The following is a 24,359-nucleotide window of genomic DNA, read 5'->3' on the forward strand; positions in this document are numbered from 1 at the left end:
CCAATGCGTATTTTGATATTAACGTCGCTCATCGGATTTTTTGCGTTGACTGTGGGCGTGCCATCGAACGGGGTACCGCCATTGTCGCCATTGCCATCCTGCATCGCACTGTCGTCGCTGATTATATTCGTGCCGCCAAACAAACCATCGCCACCCCCCGACACGCGGTTGATTGCGATTGTGGGCGAAAAGTAATCGGCGATGCCCTTGCGTTGCTGTTCAGTTGTCGCATTCAAAAGCCACATCAGCAAAAAGAACGCCATCATCGCAGTTACGAAATCGGCATAGGCGACCTTCCAAGCGCCACCGTGATGACCGCCGCCCACCACCTTCTTTTTTCGTTTGATAATGATCGGCGCGTTGGATCGGTCAGCCATAGTCCACCTCAGGATGTTTGGTCCCGAGGTAGAGGTTTTGATGTGCAGACCTGTGGTCAGATTAGGGCGTGCTTATGAAGAACGTTTCAAATACATCTCATCCGGGCCGCAAAACTCGATCAGATCATAGCCGTTTTGGTCCATGATTTTCTTGATCTCTGGCGTTCCCGTGTTGTTTTCAATCGCCCAGACCTTCACCTCATGATCCGCAAACGGGAAGGATTTGAGGCAGGCCAATTCGCCGCCTTCGATGTCGAGGGAAATGAAGTCGGGGTTCTCGATCCCTGTGTCCTTCAAGATGCCTGACAGTGTCTGAGTCTTCACCTTGAGGGTATTTTCCTTGTGACGTTTGTCTTTGCGCACCGTCCCGAGAAGTTTTTTATCATAGGTGGCGGCAAGGCCGCTCATCTGGGTGTAGCCTTCGGTGATTTCGATGAAATCAGCCTCACCCTCTTCGGCCGCAACAGCAAGGCCAAGGCAGGGACAACGCCGCACGGTTTCGGCCTTTTCGAGTTGTGCCGGAACCGGTTCGACCAGCGCACCCGTCCAGCCGCGGTGGGTTTCCAGATAGAACGTATTGGACCCGGTGGTGCCGTCATAGCCGCCGACATCCACAAACGTTCCGCCGCGTTTGCCGTTCATGACCCGATCTACGACAAGATCCTGACCAGCCTGAGAGGTGTAGGCATAAGCTGGCGACAGCATCCGCCGAACATCATGCAGGCGTCGCACCACAGGGCCGCGTTTCCGCGTCGTATCCTGTTCGAGCTTTTGCGCCAGACGACGTGCTTCATTTTGCAGAATTTTCTGCGCTTCTTTGAGTGAATCTTTCATGTCTCGACCCCGTGATCGCTGTAGGATTTTTCTTCGATCAGGGCGGACCCCAACAGGAGATTGATTTTCTTTTTCACATCAGCCCGACGGTCATTGGTGATGTAGACGGCACGGGCCAGACGGATGAACGTGTCTCCGAAATCTTTGGCCTTTTCGCAATCGCGAATGTCATCCTCAATGACCCACAGGTCCGCATTGACGCGGTAAAGCTCCTCCCACAGGGCATCAAGATCGGCGCTGGCGGGGATATGCGCTTTGGCCGTCGCCATCAACGCGTCCTTTTCAACGCGGACATTGGCCACCTTGGCCGGATCGTCGATGCGTTCCTCTTTCAGACGCAAGATGGTGAGTTTGTCGATCAACTCACCCGGTGCGGTGGGCACAAGAATGTGGTCAGCCATGATCGGATACCTTTTCGGCAAGGGCGGCGGTGGCCGCATGAAACGCGGAGGACCAATCTTGCGGCGTGTCCTGACGGAACAGCCGCATGGACGGATACCAAGACGTTGTTTCGCCATGGTGGCGGTAAACCCAGAAGGCGTCCCAATGAAGCATGACCCATGTGGGCACACCCGAGGAACCGGCGATATGCGCGGTGGCTGTATCGGATGTGATGATCAAATCCATCTCTTTCATCGTTGCCGCACAATCCGCAAAATCGCGGTCTGTACTGGCGGCGTCGATGATCAGGGCTGCGGTGCCGTCTTCTTGGTAAGCCTCAAGATACGGACCCTTATACAGTGAAAACAGTTGTACGTTGGGAAGCCCCGCCATTGGGATAAATTCACGATGGGTGAAAGACCTGAATGTATTGCCTTTATAGGTGGCAGACCCGGACCAGACGACACCGACCTTGAACATGCCTTGATGTTGGCCTGTCAGAACCTTCGCACGATCGGTGGCATCGGCAGGTATCGTCAGGGATGTCGGGGCGGGCACAGGACCGTTGTCTTTGGGGCCATAGACCAGTTTGGGCAGATCCATCAGGCTCACCCACAGATCGACCGGATCAGATGGGCTGGCTGACGTGCCGATCCAATCGATACCGTCAATACCTTCCAGAAGCCGGATCAGGGGTTTTTTGGCGACAAGCCGCACCTTGGCCCCTTGGGCAATAATCAAAGGAATGAACCGCGACATCAGGATCATGTCCCCGAAGCCTTGTTCGGGCATGATCAGAAGCGTTTTACCTTTGATCGACATGCCCTCTTGCCATTTGGGAAATGGCATTTGTGGGGGCTTCAATTCGTCACTGTTCCAGCGCGCATCATAGGTTCGGAAGGCTGCGCCGTAGTGCCCAGCGCCCAGCTGGGCGAAAGCAAGCTGCAGCTTGATCTCCGTCTCATCGGGGTACTCTGCAACCTTTGGGGTCAGATACGAGATCGCGTCCTCATAAAGGCCCATCCCACGATAGCACCGCCCGATCATTGCGTGATGCATCAGGTGATGAGGGTCCTTCGCTAGGGAATATTCGCGAAGCTGGATGGAGCGTTCATACTCCCCTAGATCCGACAGGATGTTGGCATAATTGTTCAGAACGCCCGTGTCCTCTGGCGCTAGGGCGTAGGCCCGCGATTGGGCCACCCGCGCTTTGTTATGCTGACCCGTTTTGCGAAATAACGCACCCAGGTTTGTCCAAATGCCGGCATCGTTTGGATAGCGCGCCAGATACCGAGTGTAGCCGTCCAAGGCTTCGGCTGTTTGTCCGGCCTGATGCGCATTCACAGACTGGGCACGTAAGGACGCACGTTGATCCTTTTGCATGTTCTAGTCCTTGGATCGCTTACGCGCTTTGGGCTTTAACAGGGTCTCTGGACGCCGTTCTTCGGCTGCCTCAAACAGGCTGAACGTCTGGTTGACGTAGTTCACCGCACCGGAAATCATGTCCATATACTCCGTCAATTCCGGAGTGACCTCCGTTTCGGTGACGACCACGGGGCGTTCCGGTGAAACAGTCTCAAACGCGGCATAAAACAGCGGGTCGCCCCGTTTGATCTTGATCGGCTTCTCGGGCTCATGCCATTCGAACGCCCACATCAACGGGCGCGGCCAGACGTTGATCGGGAACCGTCCGCCAAAGATGGTGCCGGGCCATGGATCACGGTTGTAGTGCATAAATGGGCTGACCTGACTCATGTAGACAGGCTCATCGGAGATGAAGACATAAGGCAGCGACAATTGGATCGTGGGCACACCCTTGGTGCGCCATTCAACCTCGCTCGTCAGGTGTAGCTTATCGCCCAGTTTGCTGCCCCGAATGCCCGACTGCGTCCCTGCCAGATTGCGCAAAACACCTTTGCCGTCTTTGTCCCGCGCAAACCCGATGTGAATGTCGAATGGACATTTCACCATGAAGTAGCGGCTTTCCATATTGACCACAGCAGGGCAGCGTGAAGCGGATTTGGCGTGTTCTCGGTTCACCTCAACAGATCGGACACGTTCGGGCGCATCGTAAATAATGCTGCCTTTGTTTTCGTTCAAAAACCATCCGACCTGAACCGGCCCACGGCCTGCGGCCATGTCTTGCGTGTTTTCAAAGGATACCGACAGGCGCATGGCCTCTCTCCAATACTGCTTATGTTTTTGGCGATAGAATCTGATCGCTGCGCGTAAGTCAAAACGCCAGATATCATTAGCGTCACGACGTGACATCAAAACAGCGCCCTTGGGGCAAAAGAATGGCACAATATTTCGACAGAACATGTCGCAAACGGCACTAGACAGGGTCCGTCTTCGCTGGTCTCGTGATCGGACCAGAGAGGGAGGGCCACGCCATGAAGGACCAGTATCGCGTTGTTGTCATCGGGGGCGGCGTTGTCGGTGCGTCCGTCTTGTATCACTTGGCCAAATTTGGCTGGACTGATGTGGCGCTGGTCGAACGCAATGTTCTGACCGCAGGATCATCCTGGCACGCCGCAGGCGGCATTCACGCGCTTAACGCGGACCCGAACATGGCCGCCTTGCAGGCTTACACCATTGATTTGCTGTCTGAGGTTGAGGCCGAGTCCGGCATCGACATCGGCCTGCACATGACCGGCGGGATCACGGTGGCCTGTGATCCAAACCGCTGGGAGTGGCTGCAGGGGGCATACCGAACCTTCCAGACCATCGGCATCGACGACTGTCACCTGATGGGTGTGGACGAGATCAAAGAGAAATGCCCGATCATCTCAACCGACGGGATCATCGGCGGGCTCTGGGCCGACCGCGAAGGCTATGTCGACACCACGGGCACGGTCCACGCCTATGCCCGTGCCGCAAAGAAACGCGGCGCTGATGTTATTGAACACAATAAGGTCGAGGAACTTCATTGGAAGGGCGATCACTGGCAAGTCGTCACCGAAAAAGGCACTATTCGAGCCGAACACGTCGTGAATGCTGGCGGGTTGTGGGCCAAACAATGCGGTCGGATGGTCGGTCTTGACCTGCCGGTCTCCCCCCTTTCGCACCATTATTTCCTGACCGAAACGATCCCAGAACTGGAACAGATCGACTTTGAAGTGCCTATGACCGTGGATCTTGAGGGGTTCACCTACATGCGCCAAGACAAGAAGGGCATCTTGGTCGGGATTTATGAGGTCGACCACCAACACTGGATGATGGACGGCGCGCCGTGGAATTACGGCATCGAACTGCTCCAAGAAGACACCGATCGCATCGAAAATGAGTTGATGATGGCGTTTGATCGCTACCCGGCGCTGAACGAGGTCGGCATCAGCGATTGGGTCAACGGGGCCTTCACCTTTTCACCCGACGGCAACCCGCTGGTTGGACCGGTTGAAAGCGTGCCGAATTACTGGCTCGCGTGCGGGGTGATGGCAGGGTTCTTGCAAGGCGGTGGCGTGGGCAAGACGCTGGCGGAATGGATGATTCACGGTGACACAGAGACGGATGCGTGGTCGATGGACATCGCCCGCTACGGCCCGCAGCATTCCAACCGCGAGTACATCAAACAGACGACCGGCCAGTTCTATTCCCGCCGGTTCGTCATGACCTATCCGAACGAACAACTGCCCGCAGGCCGCCCCCTGCGCATGGCCCCCGCCCATGACGCCATGACCGCTGCTGGATGTCGTTGGGGCCAAAGCTGGGGCTTGGAAACACCGCTTTACTTTGCGCCTCAGGATTTCGTCGAAACGCCGTCCCTCAACCGCTCAGACGCGGCCCCCTTTGTTGAGGCGGAATGCAAAGCCGTCCGTGAAGCCGCGGGCCTTTTGGACATCACCGGGTTTAGCCGGTTCGAAGTCTACGGACCGGGCGCTGAGGCGTGGTTAGAGACGATTTTTGCCACCAAGCTTCCCAAACCTGGCCGGTCCCGTCTGGCGGTGATGCTCTCACCTGAGGGCAAGTTGAAGGGCGATCTGACGCTCTTCAACTGGGGCGACGGGACGTGGTGGATTATGGGCAGCTACTACCTGCGTCAATGGCACAAACGCTGGTTCGCGGATCACGAAGGTCCGAACATGATCTTGCGCGATATCTCGGACGACGTATGTGGATTTTCCGTCGCCGGGCCAAATGCGAAGGCCATCATGCAGTCTATCCAGCCTGAACTGGACCTGCCCTTCATGGGATGTGCCACCTTCGATCTGGGGCTTTTGCGCTGCAAAGTGGGTCGCCTGTCTGTCACGGGCGAACATGGTTATGAAATTCATTGTCGCGCCAATGAACACATCGCCCTGCGGCGGATGCTATTGGACGCTGGCGCAGGGCATGGCCTGCGCGAGGTTGGATTTAACGCGCTGCTTTCCCTCCGGATTGAGAAATCCTACGGTATCTGGTCCGCCGAATTCACCCAAGATCGCACTGCCGCCATGACAGGCATGGACCGCTGGATCGACTGGCAGAAACCGGATTTCATTGGCCGCGACGCGGCAATGAAAGAACGGGACAAAGGCCCAGATCAGGTGCTAGTGACCTTGGGTCTTGATAGCCCTGATGCGGATTGTTCAGGGTATGAACCCGTCTGGTCAAACGGCACGCGGATCGGCTTCACCACCTCTGGTGCTTACGGATATACTGTTGGGCAATCCATCGCGATGGCCATGGTAGACCGCGCCTATGCGGAACCAGGCACGGATTTGTCGGTGCATGTGGTGGGCATCGAACGCCAGGCCAAGGTTCTTGCCCCGTCGCCCTACGACCCGGACGGCAAAGCGATGCGAGGATGAGCCGCCGTCAGGGACGCAAAGCACGCGGCGCGGCTGAGGTCGCGCGTAAGGTCAATTACAAGACCCTGCGCAACCCGTTCCCGCCCCTTGCGGTCTTCCCTGATGATCGGATCGATGCCATTCACGCGGCGGCTTTGGATGTCCTGCATCGGTTGGGCATTAAGGTCCTGCTGCCTGAGGCGCGGCAGTTGTATGAGGCCGCAGGCGCACGGGTTGAGGGCGAAATGGTCTATCTGCCGCCGTCCCTTGTGGAGGACAGCGTGGCCCTCGCCCCCAAGTCGATCCTTCTCAAAGGCGGCGCGCCAGATCGAGACGTGACGCTTGAATTGGGCAGCCTGATATTCCAGCCCGGCGCGGGTGCGCCCCATGCCACCGATCTGGAGCGGGGACGACGCGCGGGGAGTTTGAACGACTACCTCGAGCTTACAAAACTGACCCATCATTTTGACGCGCTGCACATGCTGCCCCCGCTGGTGGAACCGCAGGATGTGCCCATGCATTTGCGTCACTACGCCATGATGCGTGGGCAGCTTACACTGTCAGATAAAATCCCTTTCGTCTTCTCCCGTGGGACCCCTCAGGTGCGCGAAAGCTTTGAGATGCTTAAGGCGTTTCGGGGCGTAACAGACACTGAATTTTTCCAAAACGCCTATTGCTACACGATCATCAACACCAATTCGCCGCGCCAATTGGATATTCCCATGGCGCAGGGCATTATCGATTTTGCCCGCGCAGGGCAGGTGTCGATCATCACGCCCTTTACGTTGATGGGGGCCATGGCGCCCGTGACCGTTGCCGGTGCCCTGACCCTCAGCCATGCGGAGGCCATGGCGGCGATCACTTTGGGCCAAATCGCCAAGGCGGGCGCGCCGATGACCTATGGCACGTTCACCAGCAATGTGGACATGAAAACTGGCGCGCCCGCCTTTGGGACACCCGAACAGGTCAAGGCCTCGCTTGGGGCCGGACAACTTGCGCGCAAGTTGGGGCTGCCGTGGCGCTGCGCGGCGGGGTCGGCGGCCAATATTAACGACGCGCAGGCCGCCCATGAAACCGAAATCTCTGGCTGGGGTGCATTTCTGGCGGGGGCTACGGTGATCATCCATTCCGCTGGCTGGTTAGAGGGCGGACTGACCGTATCTTACGAAAAGCTCATCACCGATATGGATATGGTCCAGACCTTTGCCGAACTATGCGCCGCGACAGACGCAGACGATGATGCCATTGCTCTGACCGCCCTGGCCGAAGTCGAACCGGGCGGGCATTTCTTTGGCGCGGCCCACACGATGGACCGCTATCAAACCGCTTTTTATGACCCTGTCGGTATGGATTGGTCGAACATCGGCACATGGACGGAACGCGGTGCGCAGGATGCCAACACACGGGCGACGCAAACATGGAAAACCATCCTTCGCGATTTCGAACCTCCGTTTGTCCACCCTGATACGATCCAAGCCTTGGACAGCTATATTGCCGCAAAAACGGCCCTCGGCGGCGCCCCTCCCGAAAGCTGATCGCGGATCGGTGAAGCCGCTGTAACGACACTGGAAATTTGCGGACTTTGCCCCATATTCTGCCGTAAAGCAGCGGAAGGAAGACGCTATGACCAAGTACGAAAAGAACCCCGATGTCGTCGCAACCCTGACGCCGGAGCAGTTCCATGTGACGCAAGAAAGTGGAACAGAACGTCCTTGGACGGGCCCTTATCTGGACAACAAGGAGCCTGGGATCTACGTGGACATCGTGTCAGGTGAGCCTTTGTTCGCCTCCTCAGACAAATACGAATCCGGCTGCGGTTGGCCCAGTTTTACCAAGCCGATTGAACCGGCGAATATGAACGAATTAACGGACACAACCCTTGGCATGATCCGCACCGAAGTGCGGTCCACCCATGGGGACAGCCACCTCGGCCACGTCTTTCCTGACGGCCCGCAGGACCGTGGTGGGCTGCGCTATTGCATTAACGGCGCGTCGCTCCGGTTTATCCACCGTGACGACATGGAGGCCGAGGGCTATGGAGACTACATCAACCAAGTGGAGGACATTTAAATGACCGAACGTGCAGTTCTCGCCGGTGGGTGTTTTTGGGGCATGCAGGATTTGATCCGGAAGATGCCGGGCGTTGTGTCGACCCGAGTGGGTTATACCGGCGGCGATGTCCCCAACGCGACCTATCGCAACCATGGCACCCATGCGGAAGGGATCGAGATCATTTTTGATCCCGATCAGATGACTTATCGACGGCTATTGGAATTCTTTTTCCAGATCCACGACCCGACCACCCTGAACAGGCAAGGCAACGATCGTGGCATGTCCTACCGGTCCGCGATCTACTACGTGGATGAGGATCAAAAGGCGGTGGCCGAGGATACGATCAAAGATGTGGACGCATCCGGTCTTTGGCCTGGCAAAGTGGTGACTGAGCTGGAACCCGTCGGCGACTTTTGGGAAGCCGAGCCGGAGCATCAGGACTATCTGGAACGCATCCCCAACGGCTATACCTGCCACTTCGTGCGGCCCGATTGGGTCCTGCCCCGTCGGGACGCTGCGGAATAGATCAAACAGCGATCCGTGGACGGCCCCGTGCAGTGATCCGCATGGTTGCCTCGATAAACATGACCTGAGCCTCGATCTGAGCTTCCCGCAGATCGAGGCTTTCGCTTATCCGGATATCCTCAACCCCGGCGGCAAGGGCCTTTGCCTGCGTCTGTTCGGTAAGCATCGCACGCAAGGCGGACAGGGCTGCGTCTTTGCTGCCGAACTGCGCGGGTCCTTCAGGCAAGTGGACGCGAAACGCGCCCTCACCGCCGCTTGTTACGGTGCCTTCTGCGTGGATCACAACCTGCCCCACCACGGCGCCGATCGCGTTGGCCACACCTCCGTGTTGGGGGAGTGCGGTTGCACACCCCAACCGTTCGCCCACCGCGCCATAGTAGCTGCGGGCCGATGCGCCAAGACCAATGACCGGCATTGCCAATCCGGCACTGATCCGCACGACATCATTATGGTCGGCCAGCCCCGCACGCATTAACGCATGGCGGGCCATTGAAGCAGGTTCTGACCACCCCTCTTCTGCAAAAGCAGTCTCTAACAAGGCCTCGGACGTTTGTTTTGTGAGTTGATCGATGATCTGGGAGGCGAGGGTCTGTCCGTCAGATGCGAGGCGGTCCCCGCTCCCGATACGCCGCTTGGCCATCAAGGAGAGCGCCTTATCCGCCGCTTGCCTATCCCAATCGTCCAACCGGCCCAAAACATGGCTGGCATCCGATGGTGTCACGCCACATATCAGCACCAGCCCCCGTTGAACCAAACGCGCGAGGGCAGGTATTTCCACGCGGGATTGCACTGCATCAGCCCACCGCAAGGGGCCGTTCTCCAGCCGTTCCACGACCGCAGCTTCGCGCGGATCAAGGGCGTCCGGGACGTCGGCCCATTGTCCAATCACAAAGCGTGTGGCCTCTTCCGCTGGAGTCTCCAAAGCGGCGGCCTTGTCCAATGCGCCGTGAACCAAATCCCCATGATCCCGCGCCAAGAGGGATACGGGCATCACCCGTTTGGGGCCAAGCACAAGCCCGCCCTCCAACCCGTCGAGGACACGCACTTCACTGTCACCACCCAGCCCGAAGGTCCGCATCGCAACCGCCTCAACCATGGTGCGATACGGGCCAACCTTGGCCCCCTGCGGATCAATCTTCGGCAGCCCACCACGCAGCAAGCAGATGTCGGTCGTGGTGCCGCCGATGTCACTGACCAGCGCGTCCTGTTCACCCGTCAACCACTGCGCGCCCGCGATGCTTGCGGCGGGCCCGCTGAGGATCGTTTCAATCGGGCGCTCCCGCGCAATCTCGGCCGAAATGAGCGCGCCATCACCGCGCACGACCATCAGCCGCGCGGCGATTCCTCTGGCTGTCAGATGCGCCTCGGTCGCGGCGATCAGCCGGTCGATCAAACCGATTAACCTTGCATTCAGCACCGCTGTGAGGGCCCGTTTCGGCCCGCCCAAGGCTTGGCTCAATTCATGGGAACAGGTCACAGGCACGCCAAGACGGGCGCGCACAGCATCACGGGCGCGGACCTCGTGGTCAGGGTTCCGCGTGGCAAACCGACTGGCAATCGCAACGCCAGTCACACCCGAAAGCGTCTCTAATCCAGCTAAAAGAGCGCCTTCATCTAGAGGGCACACCTCAGCCCCCGAATGGCCATGACCACCCGCTACGAAGACCACCGGATCATCGCCCAACGCCTCTTTCAGATCGGCGCGGGCAAGTTCGCTTTCCTCAAACCCAATAAAGATCAGCGCGACGCGCCCACCCTGTCCTTCGACCAAGGCATTGGTGGCAAGGGTGGTGGACAGCGATACCAGTGCTACGGCCTCCGGTGCAAGACCGCTGTCGGCAATGACGGCATCAATGGCGCCGCCAATTCCAAGCGACAGATCGGGGCGCGTGGTCAGCGATTTGGCATTGGCCACGACACGGTCGGCCCCATCGTCCAGCAGAACAGCATCCGTATATGTGCCACCCGTATCGATCCCTAAAAGAATGGCCATGACTGCCCCCATCGTTTTGCCTGACGCTAGGCCGGTCTTACCTGACGTCTTGCCCACAAACGACATGCCACAGTCGCGCTAGGTCTTCGACAGACTTTCCAAGGTGATCAGCGCACCGCCCGCCGCAGCCGCATCGTCTGCGTCATGCGTCACCATCAAGACGGGCAAGGCCCGGTCGCGGGCCGTTCGAAAGACCAGATCCCGCACCTGCGCGCGCAGTTCCGCATCAAGACGGGAAAACGCCTCATCCAGCAAAAGCGCACGTGGCTTTGACAACAGCATCCGCACCAAAGCGACCCGCGCCTTTTGTCCGCCGGACAACGTTGCAGGATCGCGATCTGCATAGCCCGCCAGATCGACGTCTTCCAACGCGGCTTCAATCACGGCGCGCCGTTCAGAACGTCTACCGCCGGCGGGCATCCCAAAGGCAAGGTTGGCACCCACGGACATATGCGGGAACAACAGGTCGTCCTGAAAGAGGATACCGATCTGCCGGCGGTGCGGCGCAAAATGGGTGATGTCTTCACCATCAAGTTCAACGCTGCCCATACCTTTGAACACAGGCGCAAGGGTGCCAGTGATGAACGCCAGAAGGGTGGATTTTCCCACGCCGGACGGCCCCATCACAGTGAGAACCTCACCTGGCTGGATCGCATGATCCACTTCGATCAAAGGCGACCCCGCGCGCAAAATGCACACTTTGCGCAGTGTTAGACCCTTAGTCATGCAATCCCTTTCGGTTGCGCCACAAGATTGTCGGAACGATCAAGGCAACAGTGAACGGCACTAAGGCCGCCAGTGTCTGCAACAGGCCATACACGCCAATCGCGCGGCGGTCGCCCCCCGATGACAACGCCACGGCCTCTGTTGTGAGGGTCGAGACACGACCCCCACCGATCAGCAAGGTCGCCAGATACTGCCCGACAGAAACTGCAACACCCACGGCGACTGCGGTCAGTACAGGGCGCGTCAGCATGGGTAAGCGCACGGCCCAGAATACCCGCCATGGGCTGGACCCCAGTGCCTGTGCAACCGTCGCATTACGGGCATCCCATGACCGCCACGGATCACCGAGCGACAGGAAAACATAGGGCAACACAAATACCAGATGCGCAAAGATCACCGGCATCCGGCCCATATCCGCGCCGACGTTGAGTAACATCGTTTGCAGCCCCGGTAGGAACGCCGTCTGCGGGACCAGCAAAGGCAGATAGAGCAGGACAAGGCCCCTTTGCCCAAACTGCCTGCCGCCGCGGTGTTCTGCTTCAAGACAGCCCAGCACCAAAACAAGCGCAAGACCCACGGCAGCGCCCGCGATCAAGAACGTCTCACCCATCGTGTCTAGGGCCGACGGGCCGTGTCTGTCCCATGGCCGCAAAGTAAATCCGTCTGGCAGAACGTTTGGAAAGCTCCAGCGTGCGGCGAAGGACCAAACAAAAAGGCTGGCCAATCCCAACAAGATAGACAGGGCCGATATTGCCCCGAAACCAAGACTCAGCATACGACCCGGAGCATCTATCTGGCCCCTGCGACCGGACGCGATCCAACGTCGACCAAGGGCCGCGACAAGTCGCTCTCCGATCCACCAACTGACCAGAACCCCGACGACCAAGCAAAACTGCAACAGGGCTGCGGCGGCACCTGTCAGTCGCATGGAAAGATCCGGGTCGCTCATCCATTTGACGATCTGGACAGACAAGGTTGGGGGCGTGCTGGGGCCGAGGATGACGGCGACGTCCACCACACTCATGGAATAGCCGATGACCACGTAGACCGGCAAACGGATCTGCGCGTAGACGCGGGGGAACACCGTCTTGAGCCAACCCGTCACGCGGCCATATCCCAGCGATTGTGCCACAAGAAGCGACCGACGGGGCTGTGCTTGTCCCATGGCGGCGATCATCATCAACAGCAGAAACGGGACCTCTTTGACGACCAGACCTGCCACCATCGCCAATCCCAAGGGGTCTTGCACGATAAGCAAATCAGGCGGTCTTTCCCAGCCTGTCAACCACGGCGAAGTCATGCGCGCCAACCAGCCCGATGGGACGATCAGGAACGCCAGACCGAAGGCCGCCGCTGCATGGGGCACGGACAACAGCGGCGACAGCATTCTCTCCAACACTCGGAACGACCGCGTGCCAGACCAACCGGCGACGATAAACGACACGATCAGAAGCGACAGCCCGGTCGCAAAGACGCCCGTCGTCACCGACAACCGGACTGCTGCACCCAAACCGCCCCAGTCAAAGAGGCTGCGGAATGGGTCAAGCGTCGGGCCGGTCAAACCAGCGGCCGGCAAATGCCCGAACGCTGGAAGAACCGTGCCATAGAGGCCCGCAATTACGGGCCCCAGCATTGCAAGCAATGTCAGTGCAGGCAGAAAGCGCAGCACGTAGGAACGTTACTGACCAGTGCCGTAACGTTCGACCCAGTCGTCAGTGACGCGGGTCATCCAGCTAGGGTGGGGTTCGGCCTGAACCGTTCCCAATTCAGCAGGCGACAAGGTGGCGATGCCCAGTTCCAGCGCGTCAAAAGCGGCACGTTCGTCCTCAGACAGTTTCGCAATGTCCAAAACCGTGCCGTAGCCCAAGATGTTGGGGTCTTGTGCGCGGGCCTGTGCTTCTGGGGACATAAGGAAGTTCGCCACGACCATCGCACCCGCAGCGGACCCTGAATTGTAAGGGATCGCCACGAAAGACGCGTTGCCGATGGTGCCCTTGTCCAAAACGAAGGTCCGCACGGTCTCTGGCAATTCAAAATTCGCAATCGCGGTGGAGGCCGCACCGGGGCTGAAGGAAATGGACAAGTCCAATTCGCCATCGTTGATCAACGGGAACATGGCTGTGCCTGTCGCGGGATAGGCCTGACCGGACCGCCACAGATGCGGGGTCAGCGCGTCAAGGTAGGACCAGAGCGGGGCCACGACGTCATCGTAGGTTTCATCCGTCGCGGCCTCTTGCAGGACGGCGGGGTCCTCGATGATGTCGACCAGCACCTGCTTGAGGAATGTTGAGCCGAGGAAATCCGGCGGCTGTGGGTAGCTGAAGCGACCGGGGTTCGCCTGCGCCCAGTCCAGCAGTTCATCCATAGAGCCGAGGGTGTCGGGCATCGTCTCAGTGTTGTGAACAAAAACGACCTGCGCCATGGCCCAAGGGGCCTCATAGCCTTCGACTGGGACCGTGAAATCGGTCTGGACAGTCTTGCCGTCAACATCCACCACGGCCCAGTTGGGCAGCTGTTCGGCAAAGGGGCCGAACAGAAGATCAGCGTCCTTCATAGCGGCGAAGTTTGCACCGTTGATCCAGATCATGTCGATGGCACCGTCATCGTTTTCACCGGCTTGCTTTTCGGACAGCACACGGGTGACGGCATCCGCCGTATCCGTCAGCTTCACGTGTTCAAGGATAACACCATGATCTTCGGCCACGCGTTCACCCACCCAAGCGATAAAGTCGTTGGTGGTGGTAGACCCGCCCCAGGCATTCCAGAACACGGTCTGGCCTTCGGCCTCAGCCAGAACGGCATCCCAATCGGCAGGATCAGGGTTGGCCAGAACAGCCGAAGGCGATGCAAGGGCCGCCAGCAATGCAAGATACTTCATAGGTCTTCCTTCATAGCAAATACACGCCGAGCGGCGATCAGTCGAAGGGTCGCTGTCGCAAAGCACAACGTCCCGAATATCCAAGCCAGCGTCGCGAAGGATGCCGGAAACAGGCACAGCAGGACAAAGAACACGATCGTTTCAGTCCCCTCCAAAAGCCCGTTGGAATAATACAATGATTTCACCCCCTGGGCCGAGGTTTCGATCCCGCGTTTTTCCGCCAAAATCGCAAAGCCCAAAAAGCTGGTCCCGTTGAAATAAAAACTTGTCAGAAGGTACGCGCCGGCAACCGCGTTGGTTGCTGGGTCCATCACGACAAAGGCAAAAGGGATCGCGCCGTAAAACAGAAAGTCGCACGCGATATCGAGGTAGCCGCCAAAGTCCGTCTTGCGCGTGGCCCGCGCCACCGCCCCGTCCAGACCGTCGGCGATGCGGGACGCCAACAACAAGACCAGCGCCAGACCGGTCCAGCCCAATGCAATGAACAAAGCTGCAAACAGCCCAAGGCCAAGACCCACGAGGGTCATCCCATCCGCGGTCATGCCCCGGTTGGCCAGTCCCTGACCAATCGCGTTGAGCGGCGGGTCAATCAATTTGCGGGCGGCAGCGTCCAGCATGGGACCTCCGAATTCGTCTGTGGTTGTTTGACCCATCAGACGCAGTGGCGCAATCGTGCTGACACGAATGTGACAGGGTCAGCCCAATAAAAAAGGGCCGCGCCTAGGCACGACCCTTTTCTATTACTGTGATCTACCGGATCAGTTGGATTCGGCTTCTGCCTCAGCCTCTTCCTCAGCGCCAAATGTGGCGAGATAGGCGTAGATGTTGATCGCTTCGCCTTCGTCACGAACGCGGTAGGCCATCTTGCCGCGCGCACGGTTGTTGTCGAGCGTTTCGCGCAGCCAGCCTGTTGGGTCCTGAACGTAGCCAACGAATGCTTCTTCGGTCCAGACTGTCCCCATTTCGCCCAGCTCTACGATGCTGTCACCGTAACGGAAGTCTTCGACGGCGCCCAACTGGCGGCCAGCAAGGCCATACAGGTTTGGACCTGTGCGCGCATTGCGGCCCGCCAAGACGTTGCCGTCTGCGTCTGCCACTACGTGACAGGCCACACATTGGCGGTTGAATTGTTCTTCACCGGCAGCGGCATCGCCCGTTGCGGCATGGCCATCTGCGAATGCTGGGCCTGCCAAAAGCGCCGCAGCTGCTGCGTAGATAAACTTGGTCATCGTTGTCTCCCTAACGTCAAGTTTGGCGCGGCAGGTTGCCGCATCGGATACAAGGGTAGTGTGCGACGTTGCGCCGTCCAGAAGAAATAAAGATTCCGTCACTGATATACGATATCACGCCACCTGATGCGCGATAGCGCATTGTTTCCAAAGCGTTGTTAGCGCCGCCACCAAATGGGCGATATCCGCATCCGTGTGCAAGGGGGACGGTGTAAACCGCAACCGTTCTGTGCCTTTCGGGACCGTCGGATAGTTGATCGGCTGAACGTAGATGTTCCATTCATCCATCAGATAATCAGCGAGCATTTTGGTTTTCACCGGATCACCGATCATCACCGGCACGATGTGGCTGTCGTTTTCCATGTGCGGGATGCCTTGGGCATCCAGCATCGCCCGCAGTTTGGCCACTTGGCGGCGTTGCCCTGCCCGTTCAAACTGACTGACCTTGAGATGTTTGATCGACGCGCAGGCAGCAGCAGCAACGGCGGGCGGCAGCGCAGTTGTGAAAATGAACCCACTTGCGAAACTGCGGATGAAATCACACAGCGCGGCCGATCCGGTGATATAGCCGCCGACGCATCCAAAGGCTTTACCAAGCGTGCCTTCGATCAGGGTGATCCGATGGGCCAAACCCAACTCTTCGGAAACACCGCCCCCACGTGCGCCGTACATACCCACGGCGTGGACCTCATCAATATAGGTCATAGCACCATACTTTTCCGCGATATCCAAAATCGCCTCAATGGGGGCGATGTCGCCATCCATGGAATAGACAGATTCAAACGCGACAATCTTGGGGTGGTCGGCGGGCAATGCCGCCAGCTTCGCCTCAAGGTCCGCCACATCATTGTGGTTCCAGATGACCTTTTTGGCCTTGGAATGGCGGATGCCTTCGATCATGGAGGCGTGGTTGCCTGCGTCCGACAGGATCACGCAGTTTTCCAAGCGGCTGCCAAGCGTGGAAAGTGCGGCCCAGTTGGACACATAGCCGGAAGTGAACAGCAACGCCGCCTCCTTGCCGTGCAGATCAGCCAGTTCGGCCTCCAACAGCAAATGGTCGTGGTTCGTACCAGAGATGTTGCGCGTGCCGCCAGCACCGGTGCCGGTGCGCTGCACGGCCTCAACCATGGCGTCGATCACTTTGGGGTTCTGGCCCATGCCAAGGTAGTCGTTGGAACACCACACCGTCACATCGCGCACGCCTGCTTCGGCGTGGTTGGCGGCCTTCGGGAATTTGCCGCACTGGCGCTCCAACTCGGCAAAGTAGCGGTAGTTGCCGTCGTTTTTCAGTTGGTCCAGCTGGTCGTTAAACAGGGCATCAAAGTCCATTGGTCTCTTCCTTGGCAGTCGTAAATCGTTTGTGTTCCGGCAGCATCCACCGCCAGAGTTTTGCGTCCGGCAGCGGGATCACCATGAACCAGTGTTCCAGCAACGCCAGCGCGCTGAGGGATGTCAAAAGGGCAAAGCCTGTGGCCGCGATAACTGTGTCCGCCGTCATCAAAAGCTGCGCGAAACACGCGACAGCAAAGGACAGCACCGTCACCGACAGCGGGAAAAACGCCGTGATCGGCCCTTGGCGCAGATGGCTGCGCAGGTGTTGCAAGGGCACAGGCAAAAATTCGAAATTGATGCGCGGCACCCCGAAAAAGAGGTTCAGTTTGGCACTGATGCGCGCAAAGAATAGGATCGCATAGGTCCACAGCGCGATCTGGTTTTCGGCCTGGCTGGTCGCCAACACGACAAACGCCATGCCCGCGAGCAGCAGGATTTCATGATGGGCCAATGCATCCCATGCGCGCCAGAACCTTGGCGCGCCGACCACCCCTTTGGGGCAACGGGCCCGCTCGGGCCCTGTGATCACACCGGACAGGAACGACAGTTCGATCCACGCCCAAATGCCCAGCGCCCCGAAGAAACCAGCATAAAGCCCCGTCAATCCCGTATCGGGCGCAGACACAACCACACCGGCCACGCCCAGCGCTAACACCGGCACGGACATGAACACCGCTACATTGTAGGCGTTGCCACCCGTCCGGTCCGCCCGACGGATGACATACAAAATCGCCCCGGTGGCGGACCACCAGGTAAAGAGCGCGATGAGAGATGCGCCCCAGACCCCCATCAGTAGGCGGGCCGCAACACGGTGCTTTCGGGCACCTGATGTTTGATCGCGGGGATCGTATAGAGGGATACAAACGCCAGCGCCGCTTTGGCGGAGCCTGCAACGTTGCCAAAGAACCCGGACACGCCACCGCGTTTCTTGGCTTCCGCAATCTGCACATTGGCCTTTTGCATCCGTTCCAGATTGCGCTGCCACCGGGGGTGTTCGATATCCAGCATAAGCGGGAAGATTTGGCCGGTCAGCACGGAGGTCTTGGTGAAAACCTCATGGGCATACCAATCAGGATCGACGCCCAACGCTTTGTGGAACGCGGGCCGCTGATGGTCGCGCACATACATGGTGGAATAGACTGCCGTCAGGAAGAACTTGATCCACAGCTTGTTGGTGAAGCTTTCGGTCAACTTGGGGTCGGTCTTCATCAGCAGGGCGAAGGCTTCGCCATGGCTGAACTCATCGTTGCACCATTCCTCAAACCACTTGAAAATAGGGTGGAAGCGATGTTCAGGGTGCGCCTCCAGATGACGGAAGATCGTGATGTAGCGCGCGTAGCCGATCTTTTCGCTCAGATAGGTGGCGTAGTAGATGAACTTCGGACGGAAGTAGGTGTACTTCTTTGACTGCGTCAGGAACCCAAGGTTCACGCGCAAACCGGCCTCCCGCAGGGCGTCGTTGATAAAGCCCGCATGACGTGCCTCATCCCGTGCCATCAATTGGAACAGCTGGGTGATGTCCTTGTTGGACCCACGGCGTTTCATTTCCTTATACAGCACACAGCCCGAAAACTCGGCGGTGCAGCTTGAGATCAGGAAATCAATGAACTCCGCCTTCAGCTTGGGCTCCATCGCGTCCCAATCAACGTGGTCCCAATCTTCGTTCTTCTTGAAATGACCCTTGTTGGGGTCGCTTTCCATCTGGGCGATCAGCGCATCCCAGTCCTTGCGGACAGGTGTCACGTCAATCGCGTCCAACTCATCAAAATCGGTGGTGTAGAACCGCGGCGTCAGCAGCGTGTTCGACATCGCCGTTTCCGTGGCAAAATCATCGTCAAACTTCGCCTGTTCTTCCTGAATGGCGAGGCCTTCTTCCACGGTGGTGGCATCGGCGGAGTGTTTGGGGGTGTTTTGAATGTTCATACCGTCACCTCCTCGGAGAAGCTGAATTCGCACAGCTCCATGAATTCAAAATCACCAGTGGCCCGCGTCCACATGCGTTCCAGCCCGCTGGCCCGTGTGATTGTCGCCATACGTTCTTCTTCGACCATCTCGCCGAATGGCGCCATGATCTCAGCCCCGTGGACTTTCACAGTATCCCCCGGCCCAACGACCGATCCGTCCGTGAATTTCACATGCGCGCTAAGTTCCTCAAAGCGGTGCGAAATGGTGACCACGCAGGGCACCTCTTCTTTGGTTCGTGTCAAAAGGCCCATGGGGTTCCCTCCTTTATCTTCGTTTCAGTTCAGCAGACTGGCGAAGGCTGCCACGTTGTCAGCGCCGTAGCCGACCAGTTCCACAGACCAGCCGGTCTCTGGATCCTCAATCGCGTAGGTGCCATTGGTGCGTTCGATCAACGTGACCGGCGCGGTGTTGGGCGTGTCCGCCACCAGACGTTCGCGTTTGATCACGATGCCCATAACGCCCACAAACCCCATCAGGTCATCGGCGGAATGGGCGATCTGCACGCCGTCTTTGTCATAAACGGTCGATACCCCCTCACGGGAGGTTTCAAATTGAAGCGACATTTGCCGCGCCACCGGCGCACGGTCTATGACGCCTGTGTTGGGCACATCAAACCACTGCGCATAAGCGACAAGCGCCAAAGACGCCGCCATCAGGCTGAACATGGCGACCACCAGAAAACGAGGGACCATGTCTTTGTCGCGGTGCTTCATCTGTTCTGAAAGAGACATGACCGATTACTCCGCCGCGACGGCATGGGATTCCATGCGGTGTACTTGAGGCTGAGAGACACGCGCCTCAGCGGCCTCCGCGAAAATCTGCGCCACGTTTTGGGCGTCGGGGATGGACCGGAACGCAGGTTGCGTTTTGGACACGTACCAAGGACGCACGTGCGGCCAACTCATAATATGGCTGAACCGTGTGTCGCCAATCAGTTCAAACGCCAACGTCCCGTGGCCGGTTTTCTTGAGGTCCAGTGCAGCATTGCCGATCTGCGTATAGGGCAGGTTCAACGTCATCGTCAGTGCCGCACCAATCCTCATGGCCACGCGCTTGTTCGTCAGCGTATAGACCGCCGACCGCGCCTGCATCGTTGCCAGCCCCAAAATCAGCAGGCAACACAGCGTCCCGATCACGACGAACGGGACGCCATGCGCCAATGCCAGATCCATCGACACGAAGGTCGAGGACACACCCACGCGCCAGACGGTCAAAAGGACGAAATACCCGATGACCCAATACAATTTCATCGCATCGCGCGCCAAACGCAGCACCGAAGGGCTGCCCTGCCACAGGATGTGTTCCCCTTCGGGCAATGCCTCTGGCAACCCCCGTACAGGTTCGAATTTAAAATCATCGTGGGACATTGGTCCGTCCTTTCTTACTTCTTACAGCTGCGGCTCAAGCCGCTTTTCCGAGGCGTACAAAGTGCCACCGGCGTAATACGCCATGACCTTTTCTTCCTCGAGAAGTGTGACTTCATCCGCAGATTTGGTTGCAGGGATGCCCGGGAAATTATGGGCATAAAGCGATTTGACCGTGACACGGTCGGTGCCGATCCGGCAGAGGTTGATTGGGATCAGGCGCATTTGGCCGGACCCTTCAGGGTTCAGGTCCATCTGTAGGAAACGAACCAGCTGTTCGGGCACGTCGACCCACATGTCCGTCACCCGGCCCACGACTTCGCCGTCCCCAGACACAACCGGCTTGCCGCGCGGGTCACGACCGGCGGAATGGGCAAACTCCGGCAGGCTCGCCATGGGGCGGATTTTCACATGGCCGTGGCCGTCCAGTTCAGGCACATCGCGGCGCGGTGCCCAAGCGGCGGGGCCGACGCCATCAACCATCGGATCACCGGTTGGCACGTAAGGTGAACCAGCCGCCTTGGACGTACGCGCTAGGGCCAGGTTTTCGCGACGATGTGCTGCTTCGTTTTCAGCGCTTGGAACCGTCACAGACCCGCGACCATGAGGCAGATCAAAGGTCTTGGGCTTTGGCACAGGGAACGGACCCTGGTTTGGGGCCACGGCACCGTCGTCATCCTCAAGCGGATAACCTTCGCGCATGTTTTCGGTTTGCAGGTAATAGATCAGCCCCGCAAAGAAGATGTAGAACAGCCAGATCGCTGCACTCGCCAGATCAAAATTTCCAAAGAATTCTACGCCAACCATGGATTATGTCCTCCGTCTTAGGTTGGGAAATCCGCCAGACCGAATTTGGTCTTCGCGGTTCCGGTCATCGCCCGGACCCGCACAAGCGGCCCCAACACGATGAGAGTGATAAACAGCAGGCCAATCTCCGTGTGATACACGACAGAATAGCCCGTGGATGGCGTGGCGAGCGCCTCTCCAAAGGTTCCCTGAGCAGCAAGGCCACCGACAACGTCCCGCAGGCCGCCCCCGATCACCGTAGACAGCCCGGCCGAAGTGGCCTGAGCGGCCCCCCACGCACCAAGCGCCAAACCGCGCCCCGCCAGCCCGCCTGCGGGCATGGTCATAGCAGCGGTCAATGTGGCGACCGAAAACAGGCCCCCACCAAGGCCGATGGCAAATGCACCGGCAAAGAACAAAGCGCCGCTTTCCAGCGGGGCCGCAAAAATCACAGAACTGAACGCGATCAAGCCCACAAGAATGCCACGTCCGGCGATCTTGTAGGGGTCCGTCGCTTTCGCCAACCACCGCGCTGCAGCGGCAAAACCGGCAAGCGCCCCGATGGCCCAAGCGGCCGTCAGAAGCGTTGTGGAGGATACCGTCAACCCGAGGATTTCCCCACCGTAGGGTTCCAGCAATACATCCTGCATGTTGAAAGCCATCGTGCCAAGGAAGACGACCGCCAGCAAACGCCCCGCCGTCCCGCCTGACGTGAAGTCTGCCCAGGCATCGGCAAAGGTCGGCTTGGGTGCCGCGCGTTCCTCGCGCGACATCGGCTTGACCTTTTCCTGCTTCCACAGCGCGATCAGGTTCAGCGCGATCGTCACGACAGCCGCCCCTTGCACGACCTGCACCAGCTTCAATTCACTAAAATCACGCAGCAGGGTGCCGATGATAATGGCAGACACCAACATGCCCAGCAGGAACATCACATAAAGCAGCGCCACCACTCGGGGCCGCGTATCATCATCCGCACGGTCTGCGGCCAGCGCCAGACCAGCCGTCTGGGTCATATGCATCCCCACACCGGTCAGCAAAAACGCCAAACCGGCGGCAAACTGCCGCGCGCCTTCGGGAATATCCACGGCGGTGTTGCCCGACAGGACCAGCAGCGCCATCGGCATGATGGCCAAGCCGCCAAATTGCCATAAGGTCCCGAACCACAGATAGGGAATGCGTTTCCAACCAATCGCGCTGCGATACGTGTCCGACTTGAACCCTAACAGGGCCCTGAACGGTGCGGCCAGTACGGGGATGGCGATCATCACGGCTACGATCAAGGCAGGAACGCCCAGTTCAACAATCATCACGCGGTTCAATGTGCCCAGCAACAAGACTCCTGCCATACCGACAGAGACCTGAAACAAAGCCAACCGCAACAGCTGCCCTAAAGGCAGACCAACACTTGCGGCATCCGCAAAAGGCAACATACGCAGGGTCACTTTCTGAAGGTCAGAAGCGCGGAAAATCATGGGCGACCTCCGAACCGCAAACACTGCGAAATATAGAAACCTGAGGTCACACGCTCGACCTCAGCCAAACGTCCGTGCACGCCTGCAATCCGTAACCCGTTGCTTAATGTCACGGTGTTATGCGGAATCATAACCGGCGATCGGTCGGAGCGCGGAAACAATTTACCCACACGGAACATCGCCATTAAAAGCGGCGTGCGCGGCGCAAGAGTGAAGACAAATTTACCCCGAATGCGACCTTCGTTGGCCTTCAGCAGGCCCACCAAAGTATCGTTGTCGTAGTAGATCATCGAGTCCATGGCGACAGCGTAATCGAAGGTCCCGTGTGCCGGGTCCATCATATCACCCGCCTTGAATGTGATCCGTCGCCGCAGGTGATTTGGACACCGCGCCTCGGCAATCTTGATGATCTCTGGCGCGATATCCACCGCGACCACATCAGCCCCGCGTTCGGCCAAAGCGACAGCCTTGGCCCCCGTGCCGCATCCGGCATCCAGAACACGACAGCCGGTCAAATCATCTGGAAGCTGCGCCAACATGATCGCCCGCATCTTGTCACGCCCCGCACGAACGGTTGCACGGATACCGGACACGGGCGCGTCAGACGTCAGACGCTCCCATGTTTGGGTCGCCGTGCGGTCGAAATAATGTTCGACCCTGTCGCGTGTGGCGTCATAGCTCATCAATCAAACCCAAGCAGCTCAAAGATGTCACGGTCTTCTAACGGAGCCGGCGTTGTCACCTCGGTGCTGTTGTACAGCGCCTCGGCCATCTTGATGTAACCCGCCTGGCAGGCCGCAATCTCATCATCCAAAGGCATCTCAAACAGGGTCTTTTTCTTCAGACGACTGCGGCGGATGGCATCGACGTCAGGCATGTGCGCCAGTCGATTGAACCCCACCGTGCGGCAATAGCGATCCACCTCATCGGTGTCCTTGGAGCGGTTCGCGACACATCCCGCCAGCCGCACTTTGTAGTTCTTCGATTTGGCCTGCACGGCGGCAATGATGCGGTTCATTGCGTAGATGCTGTCGAAATCATTGGCCGTGACGATCAACGCCTTGTCGGCGTGCTGCAATGGGGCGGCGAAGCCACCACAGACCACATCACCCAACACGTCGAAAATCACCACGTCGGTGTCTTCAAGCAGATGGTGCTGTTTCAGCAGTTTCACCGTCTGCCCAACAACATAGCCACCACAGCCTGTGCCCGCAGGCGGGCCACCGGCCTCCACGCATTTCACACCGCCATAGCCTTCGGTCACGAAATCCTCGGGCCGCAATTCCTCAGGGTGGAAATCCACCTCTTTCAAAATGTCGATCACGGTGGGCTGCAACTGCCCCGTCAACGTGAACGTGCTGTCATGCTTGGGGTCACAGCCGATTTGCAGCACCCGTTTGCCCATCTTGGCAAAGGCCGCTGACATGTTGCTGGACGTGGTCGATTTGCCGATCCCACCCTTGCCATAGATCGCAAACACCTTCGCGCCTTCAATCTGCAAGGATGCATCCTGATGCACCTGCACAGACCCTTCGCCATCCTCACCACGCAGGTTCGGTATCTCGTCTCTGGGGCTCATAGCGCCCTCCCTTCACAGCCGGGCCCAACGCCCCGCTTCTTTGGTTCAAAAATACCTCCACCGGAGGCCGCCAAAATTCCGGAATTTTGGCCCCCTG

General features: G+C 58.5%; 24 protein-coding genes and 1 pseudogene. 4 read left to right on the forward strand and 21 right to left on the reverse strand.

Going from position 1 to position 24,359, the window contains the following annotated elements; all coding sequences use genetic code 11:
• Positions 1–86: 86 nt before the first annotated feature.
• The 5 genes and pseudogenes from ACTG36_RS00900 to ACTG36_RS00920 all read right to left on the reverse strand — a co-directional run.
• Positions 87–377: pseudogene (locus tag ACTG36_RS00900) on the reverse strand (flagellar motor protein MotB); the annotation flags it as partial.
• A 72-nt stretch (positions 378–449) separates the two neighbouring features.
• Positions 450–1,211 (reverse strand): FkbM family methyltransferase, encoded by a 762-nt coding sequence (locus ACTG36_RS00905; RefSeq protein WP_375279459.1) that lies wholly within the window; start codon positions 1,209–1,211, stop codon positions 450–452.
• Complete coding sequence (locus tag ACTG36_RS00910; protein WP_375279460.1) at positions 1,208–1,612, reverse strand: DUF6165 family protein; 405 nt, start codon at positions 1,610–1,612, stop codon at positions 1,208–1,210. The genes ACTG36_RS00905 and ACTG36_RS00910 overlap by 4 nt, the downstream gene beginning before the upstream one ends.
• Positions 1,605–2,975, reverse strand: coding sequence for a tetratricopeptide repeat protein (locus ACTG36_RS00915; protein ID WP_375279461.1), 1,371 nt, complete (start codon positions 2,973–2,975; stop codon positions 1,605–1,607). Before ACTG36_RS00915 ends, ACTG36_RS00910 begins: the two co-directional genes overlap by 8 nt.
• A gap of 3 nt (positions 2,976–2,978) precedes the next feature.
• A complete protein-coding gene (locus ACTG36_RS00920) occupies positions 2,979–3,767 on the reverse strand; it encodes a hypothetical protein (RefSeq protein WP_375279462.1) in 789 nt (262 codons plus the stop codon).
• A gap of 218 nt (positions 3,768–3,985) precedes the next feature.
• On the opposite strand from ACTG36_RS00920, the gene ACTG36_RS00925 reads away from it, so the two are divergent.
• From ACTG36_RS00925 to msrA, 4 genes are all read left to right on the forward strand, one after another.
• On the forward strand, positions 3,986–6,382 hold the full coding sequence (locus ACTG36_RS00925; protein ID WP_375279463.1) for a GcvT family protein: 2,397 nt from the start codon (positions 3,986–3,988) through the stop codon (positions 6,380–6,382).
• Positions 6,379–7,896: a trimethylamine methyltransferase family protein gene (locus tag ACTG36_RS00930; RefSeq protein ID WP_375279464.1), complete on the forward strand. Its 1,518-nt coding sequence runs from the start codon at positions 6,379–6,381 to the stop codon at positions 7,894–7,896. The genes ACTG36_RS00925 and ACTG36_RS00930 overlap by 4 nt, the downstream gene beginning before the upstream one ends.
• Before the next feature lie 88 nt (positions 7,897–7,984).
• Positions 7,985–8,431, forward strand: coding sequence for a peptide-methionine (R)-S-oxide reductase MsrB (gene msrB, locus ACTG36_RS00935; RefSeq protein WP_375279465.1), 447 nt, complete (start codon positions 7,985–7,987; stop codon positions 8,429–8,431).
• Positions 8,432–8,938, forward strand: a complete 507-nt coding sequence (gene msrA / locus ACTG36_RS00940) for a peptide-methionine (S)-S-oxide reductase MsrA (protein ID WP_375279466.1) — start codon at positions 8,432–8,434, stop codon at positions 8,936–8,938.
• 1 nt (position 8,939) lies between these two features.
• Here msrA and ACTG36_RS00945 read toward each other — a convergent pair whose 3' ends face one another.
• The 16 genes from ACTG36_RS00945 to bchL form a co-directional block, all read right to left on the reverse strand.
• A complete protein-coding gene (locus tag ACTG36_RS00945) occupies positions 8,940–10,931 on the reverse strand; it encodes a hydantoinase/oxoprolinase N-terminal domain-containing protein (RefSeq protein WP_439141220.1) in 1,992 nt (663 codons plus the stop codon).
• 78 nt (positions 10,932–11,009) lie between these two features.
• Positions 11,010–11,657, reverse strand: coding sequence for an ATP-binding cassette domain-containing protein (locus ACTG36_RS00950; protein WP_375279468.1), 648 nt, complete (start codon positions 11,655–11,657; stop codon positions 11,010–11,012).
• The gene (locus tag ACTG36_RS00955) at positions 11,650–13,290 is read right to left on the reverse strand and encodes an ABC transporter permease (protein WP_375279681.1); all 1,641 of its coding nucleotides are present in this window, start codon (positions 13,288–13,290) and stop codon (positions 11,650–11,652) included. The genes ACTG36_RS00950 and ACTG36_RS00955 overlap by 8 nt, the downstream gene beginning before the upstream one ends.
• Before the next feature lie 45 nt (positions 13,291–13,335).
• Positions 13,336–14,535 carry an ABC transporter substrate-binding protein gene (locus ACTG36_RS00960; RefSeq protein ID WP_375279469.1) on the reverse strand — a complete coding sequence of 400 codons (1,200 nt, stop codon included), beginning with the start codon at positions 14,533–14,535 and terminating at the stop codon, positions 13,336–13,338.
• Positions 14,532–15,152: a CDP-alcohol phosphatidyltransferase family protein gene (locus ACTG36_RS00965; protein ID WP_375279470.1), complete on the reverse strand. Its 621-nt coding sequence runs from the start codon at positions 15,150–15,152 to the stop codon at positions 14,532–14,534. The genes ACTG36_RS00960 and ACTG36_RS00965 overlap by 4 nt, the downstream gene beginning before the upstream one ends.
• Positions 15,153–15,293: 141 nt before the next feature.
• Positions 15,294–15,764, reverse strand: coding sequence for a c-type cytochrome (locus ACTG36_RS00970; RefSeq protein ID WP_375279471.1), 471 nt, complete (start codon positions 15,762–15,764; stop codon positions 15,294–15,296).
• A 114-nt stretch (positions 15,765–15,878) separates the two neighbouring features.
• Positions 15,879–17,093, reverse strand: coding sequence for a 5-aminolevulinate synthase (hemA, locus tag ACTG36_RS00975; protein ID WP_375279472.1), 1,215 nt, complete (start codon positions 17,091–17,093; stop codon positions 15,879–15,881).
• Positions 17,083–17,886, reverse strand: a complete 804-nt coding sequence (puhE, locus tag ACTG36_RS00980) for a putative photosynthetic complex assembly protein PuhE (RefSeq protein WP_375279473.1) — start codon at positions 17,884–17,886, stop codon at positions 17,083–17,085. Before puhE ends, hemA begins: the two co-directional genes overlap by 11 nt.
• Complete coding sequence (gene acsF, locus ACTG36_RS00985) at positions 17,886–19,019, reverse strand: magnesium-protoporphyrin IX monomethyl ester (oxidative) cyclase (protein WP_375279474.1); 1,134 nt, start codon at positions 19,017–19,019, stop codon at positions 17,886–17,888. Before acsF ends, puhE begins: the two co-directional genes overlap by 1 nt.
• Positions 19,016–19,312, reverse strand: a complete 297-nt coding sequence (locus ACTG36_RS00990) for a hypothetical protein (protein WP_375279475.1) — start codon at positions 19,310–19,312, stop codon at positions 19,016–19,018. The genes acsF and ACTG36_RS00990 overlap by 4 nt, the downstream gene beginning before the upstream one ends.
• A 24-nt stretch (positions 19,313–19,336) precedes the next feature.
• Entirely contained in the window at positions 19,337–19,792 is a 456-nt protein-coding gene (puhC, locus tag ACTG36_RS00995) for a photosynthetic complex assembly protein PuhC (protein WP_375279476.1), read from the reverse strand.
• Between the two features lie 6 nt (positions 19,793–19,798).
• Positions 19,799–20,428 carry a photosynthetic complex putative assembly protein PuhB gene (gene puhB / locus ACTG36_RS01000; protein ID WP_375279477.1) on the reverse strand — a complete coding sequence of 210 codons (630 nt, stop codon included), beginning with the start codon at positions 20,426–20,428 and terminating at the stop codon, positions 19,799–19,801.
• A gap of 21 nt (positions 20,429–20,449) precedes the next feature.
• The gene (gene puhA, locus ACTG36_RS01005) at positions 20,450–21,232 is read right to left on the reverse strand and encodes a photosynthetic reaction center subunit H (protein ID WP_375279478.1); all 783 of its coding nucleotides are present in this window, start codon (positions 21,230–21,232) and stop codon (positions 20,450–20,452) included.
• A gap of 17 nt (positions 21,233–21,249) precedes the next feature.
• On the reverse strand, positions 21,250–22,683 hold the full coding sequence (locus ACTG36_RS01010) for an MFS transporter (protein WP_375279479.1): 1,434 nt from the start codon (positions 22,681–22,683) through the stop codon (positions 21,250–21,252).
• The gene (bchM, locus tag ACTG36_RS01015; protein WP_375279480.1) at positions 22,680–23,366 is read right to left on the reverse strand and encodes a magnesium protoporphyrin IX methyltransferase; all 687 of its coding nucleotides are present in this window, start codon (positions 23,364–23,366) and stop codon (positions 22,680–22,682) included. The genes ACTG36_RS01010 and bchM overlap by 4 nt, the downstream gene beginning before the upstream one ends.
• Complete coding sequence (bchL, locus tag ACTG36_RS01020) at positions 23,366–24,262, reverse strand: ferredoxin:protochlorophyllide reductase (ATP-dependent) iron-sulfur ATP-binding protein (protein ID WP_375279481.1); 897 nt, start codon at positions 24,260–24,262, stop codon at positions 23,366–23,368. The genes bchM and bchL overlap by 1 nt, the downstream gene beginning before the upstream one ends.
• Positions 24,263–24,359 lie beyond the last annotated feature (97 nt).

The organism is Pseudooctadecabacter sp. (assembly GCF_965657175.1).
In the GTDB taxonomy this organism is placed as follows: Bacteria; Pseudomonadota; Alphaproteobacteria; order Rhodobacterales; family Rhodobacteraceae; genus Octadecabacter.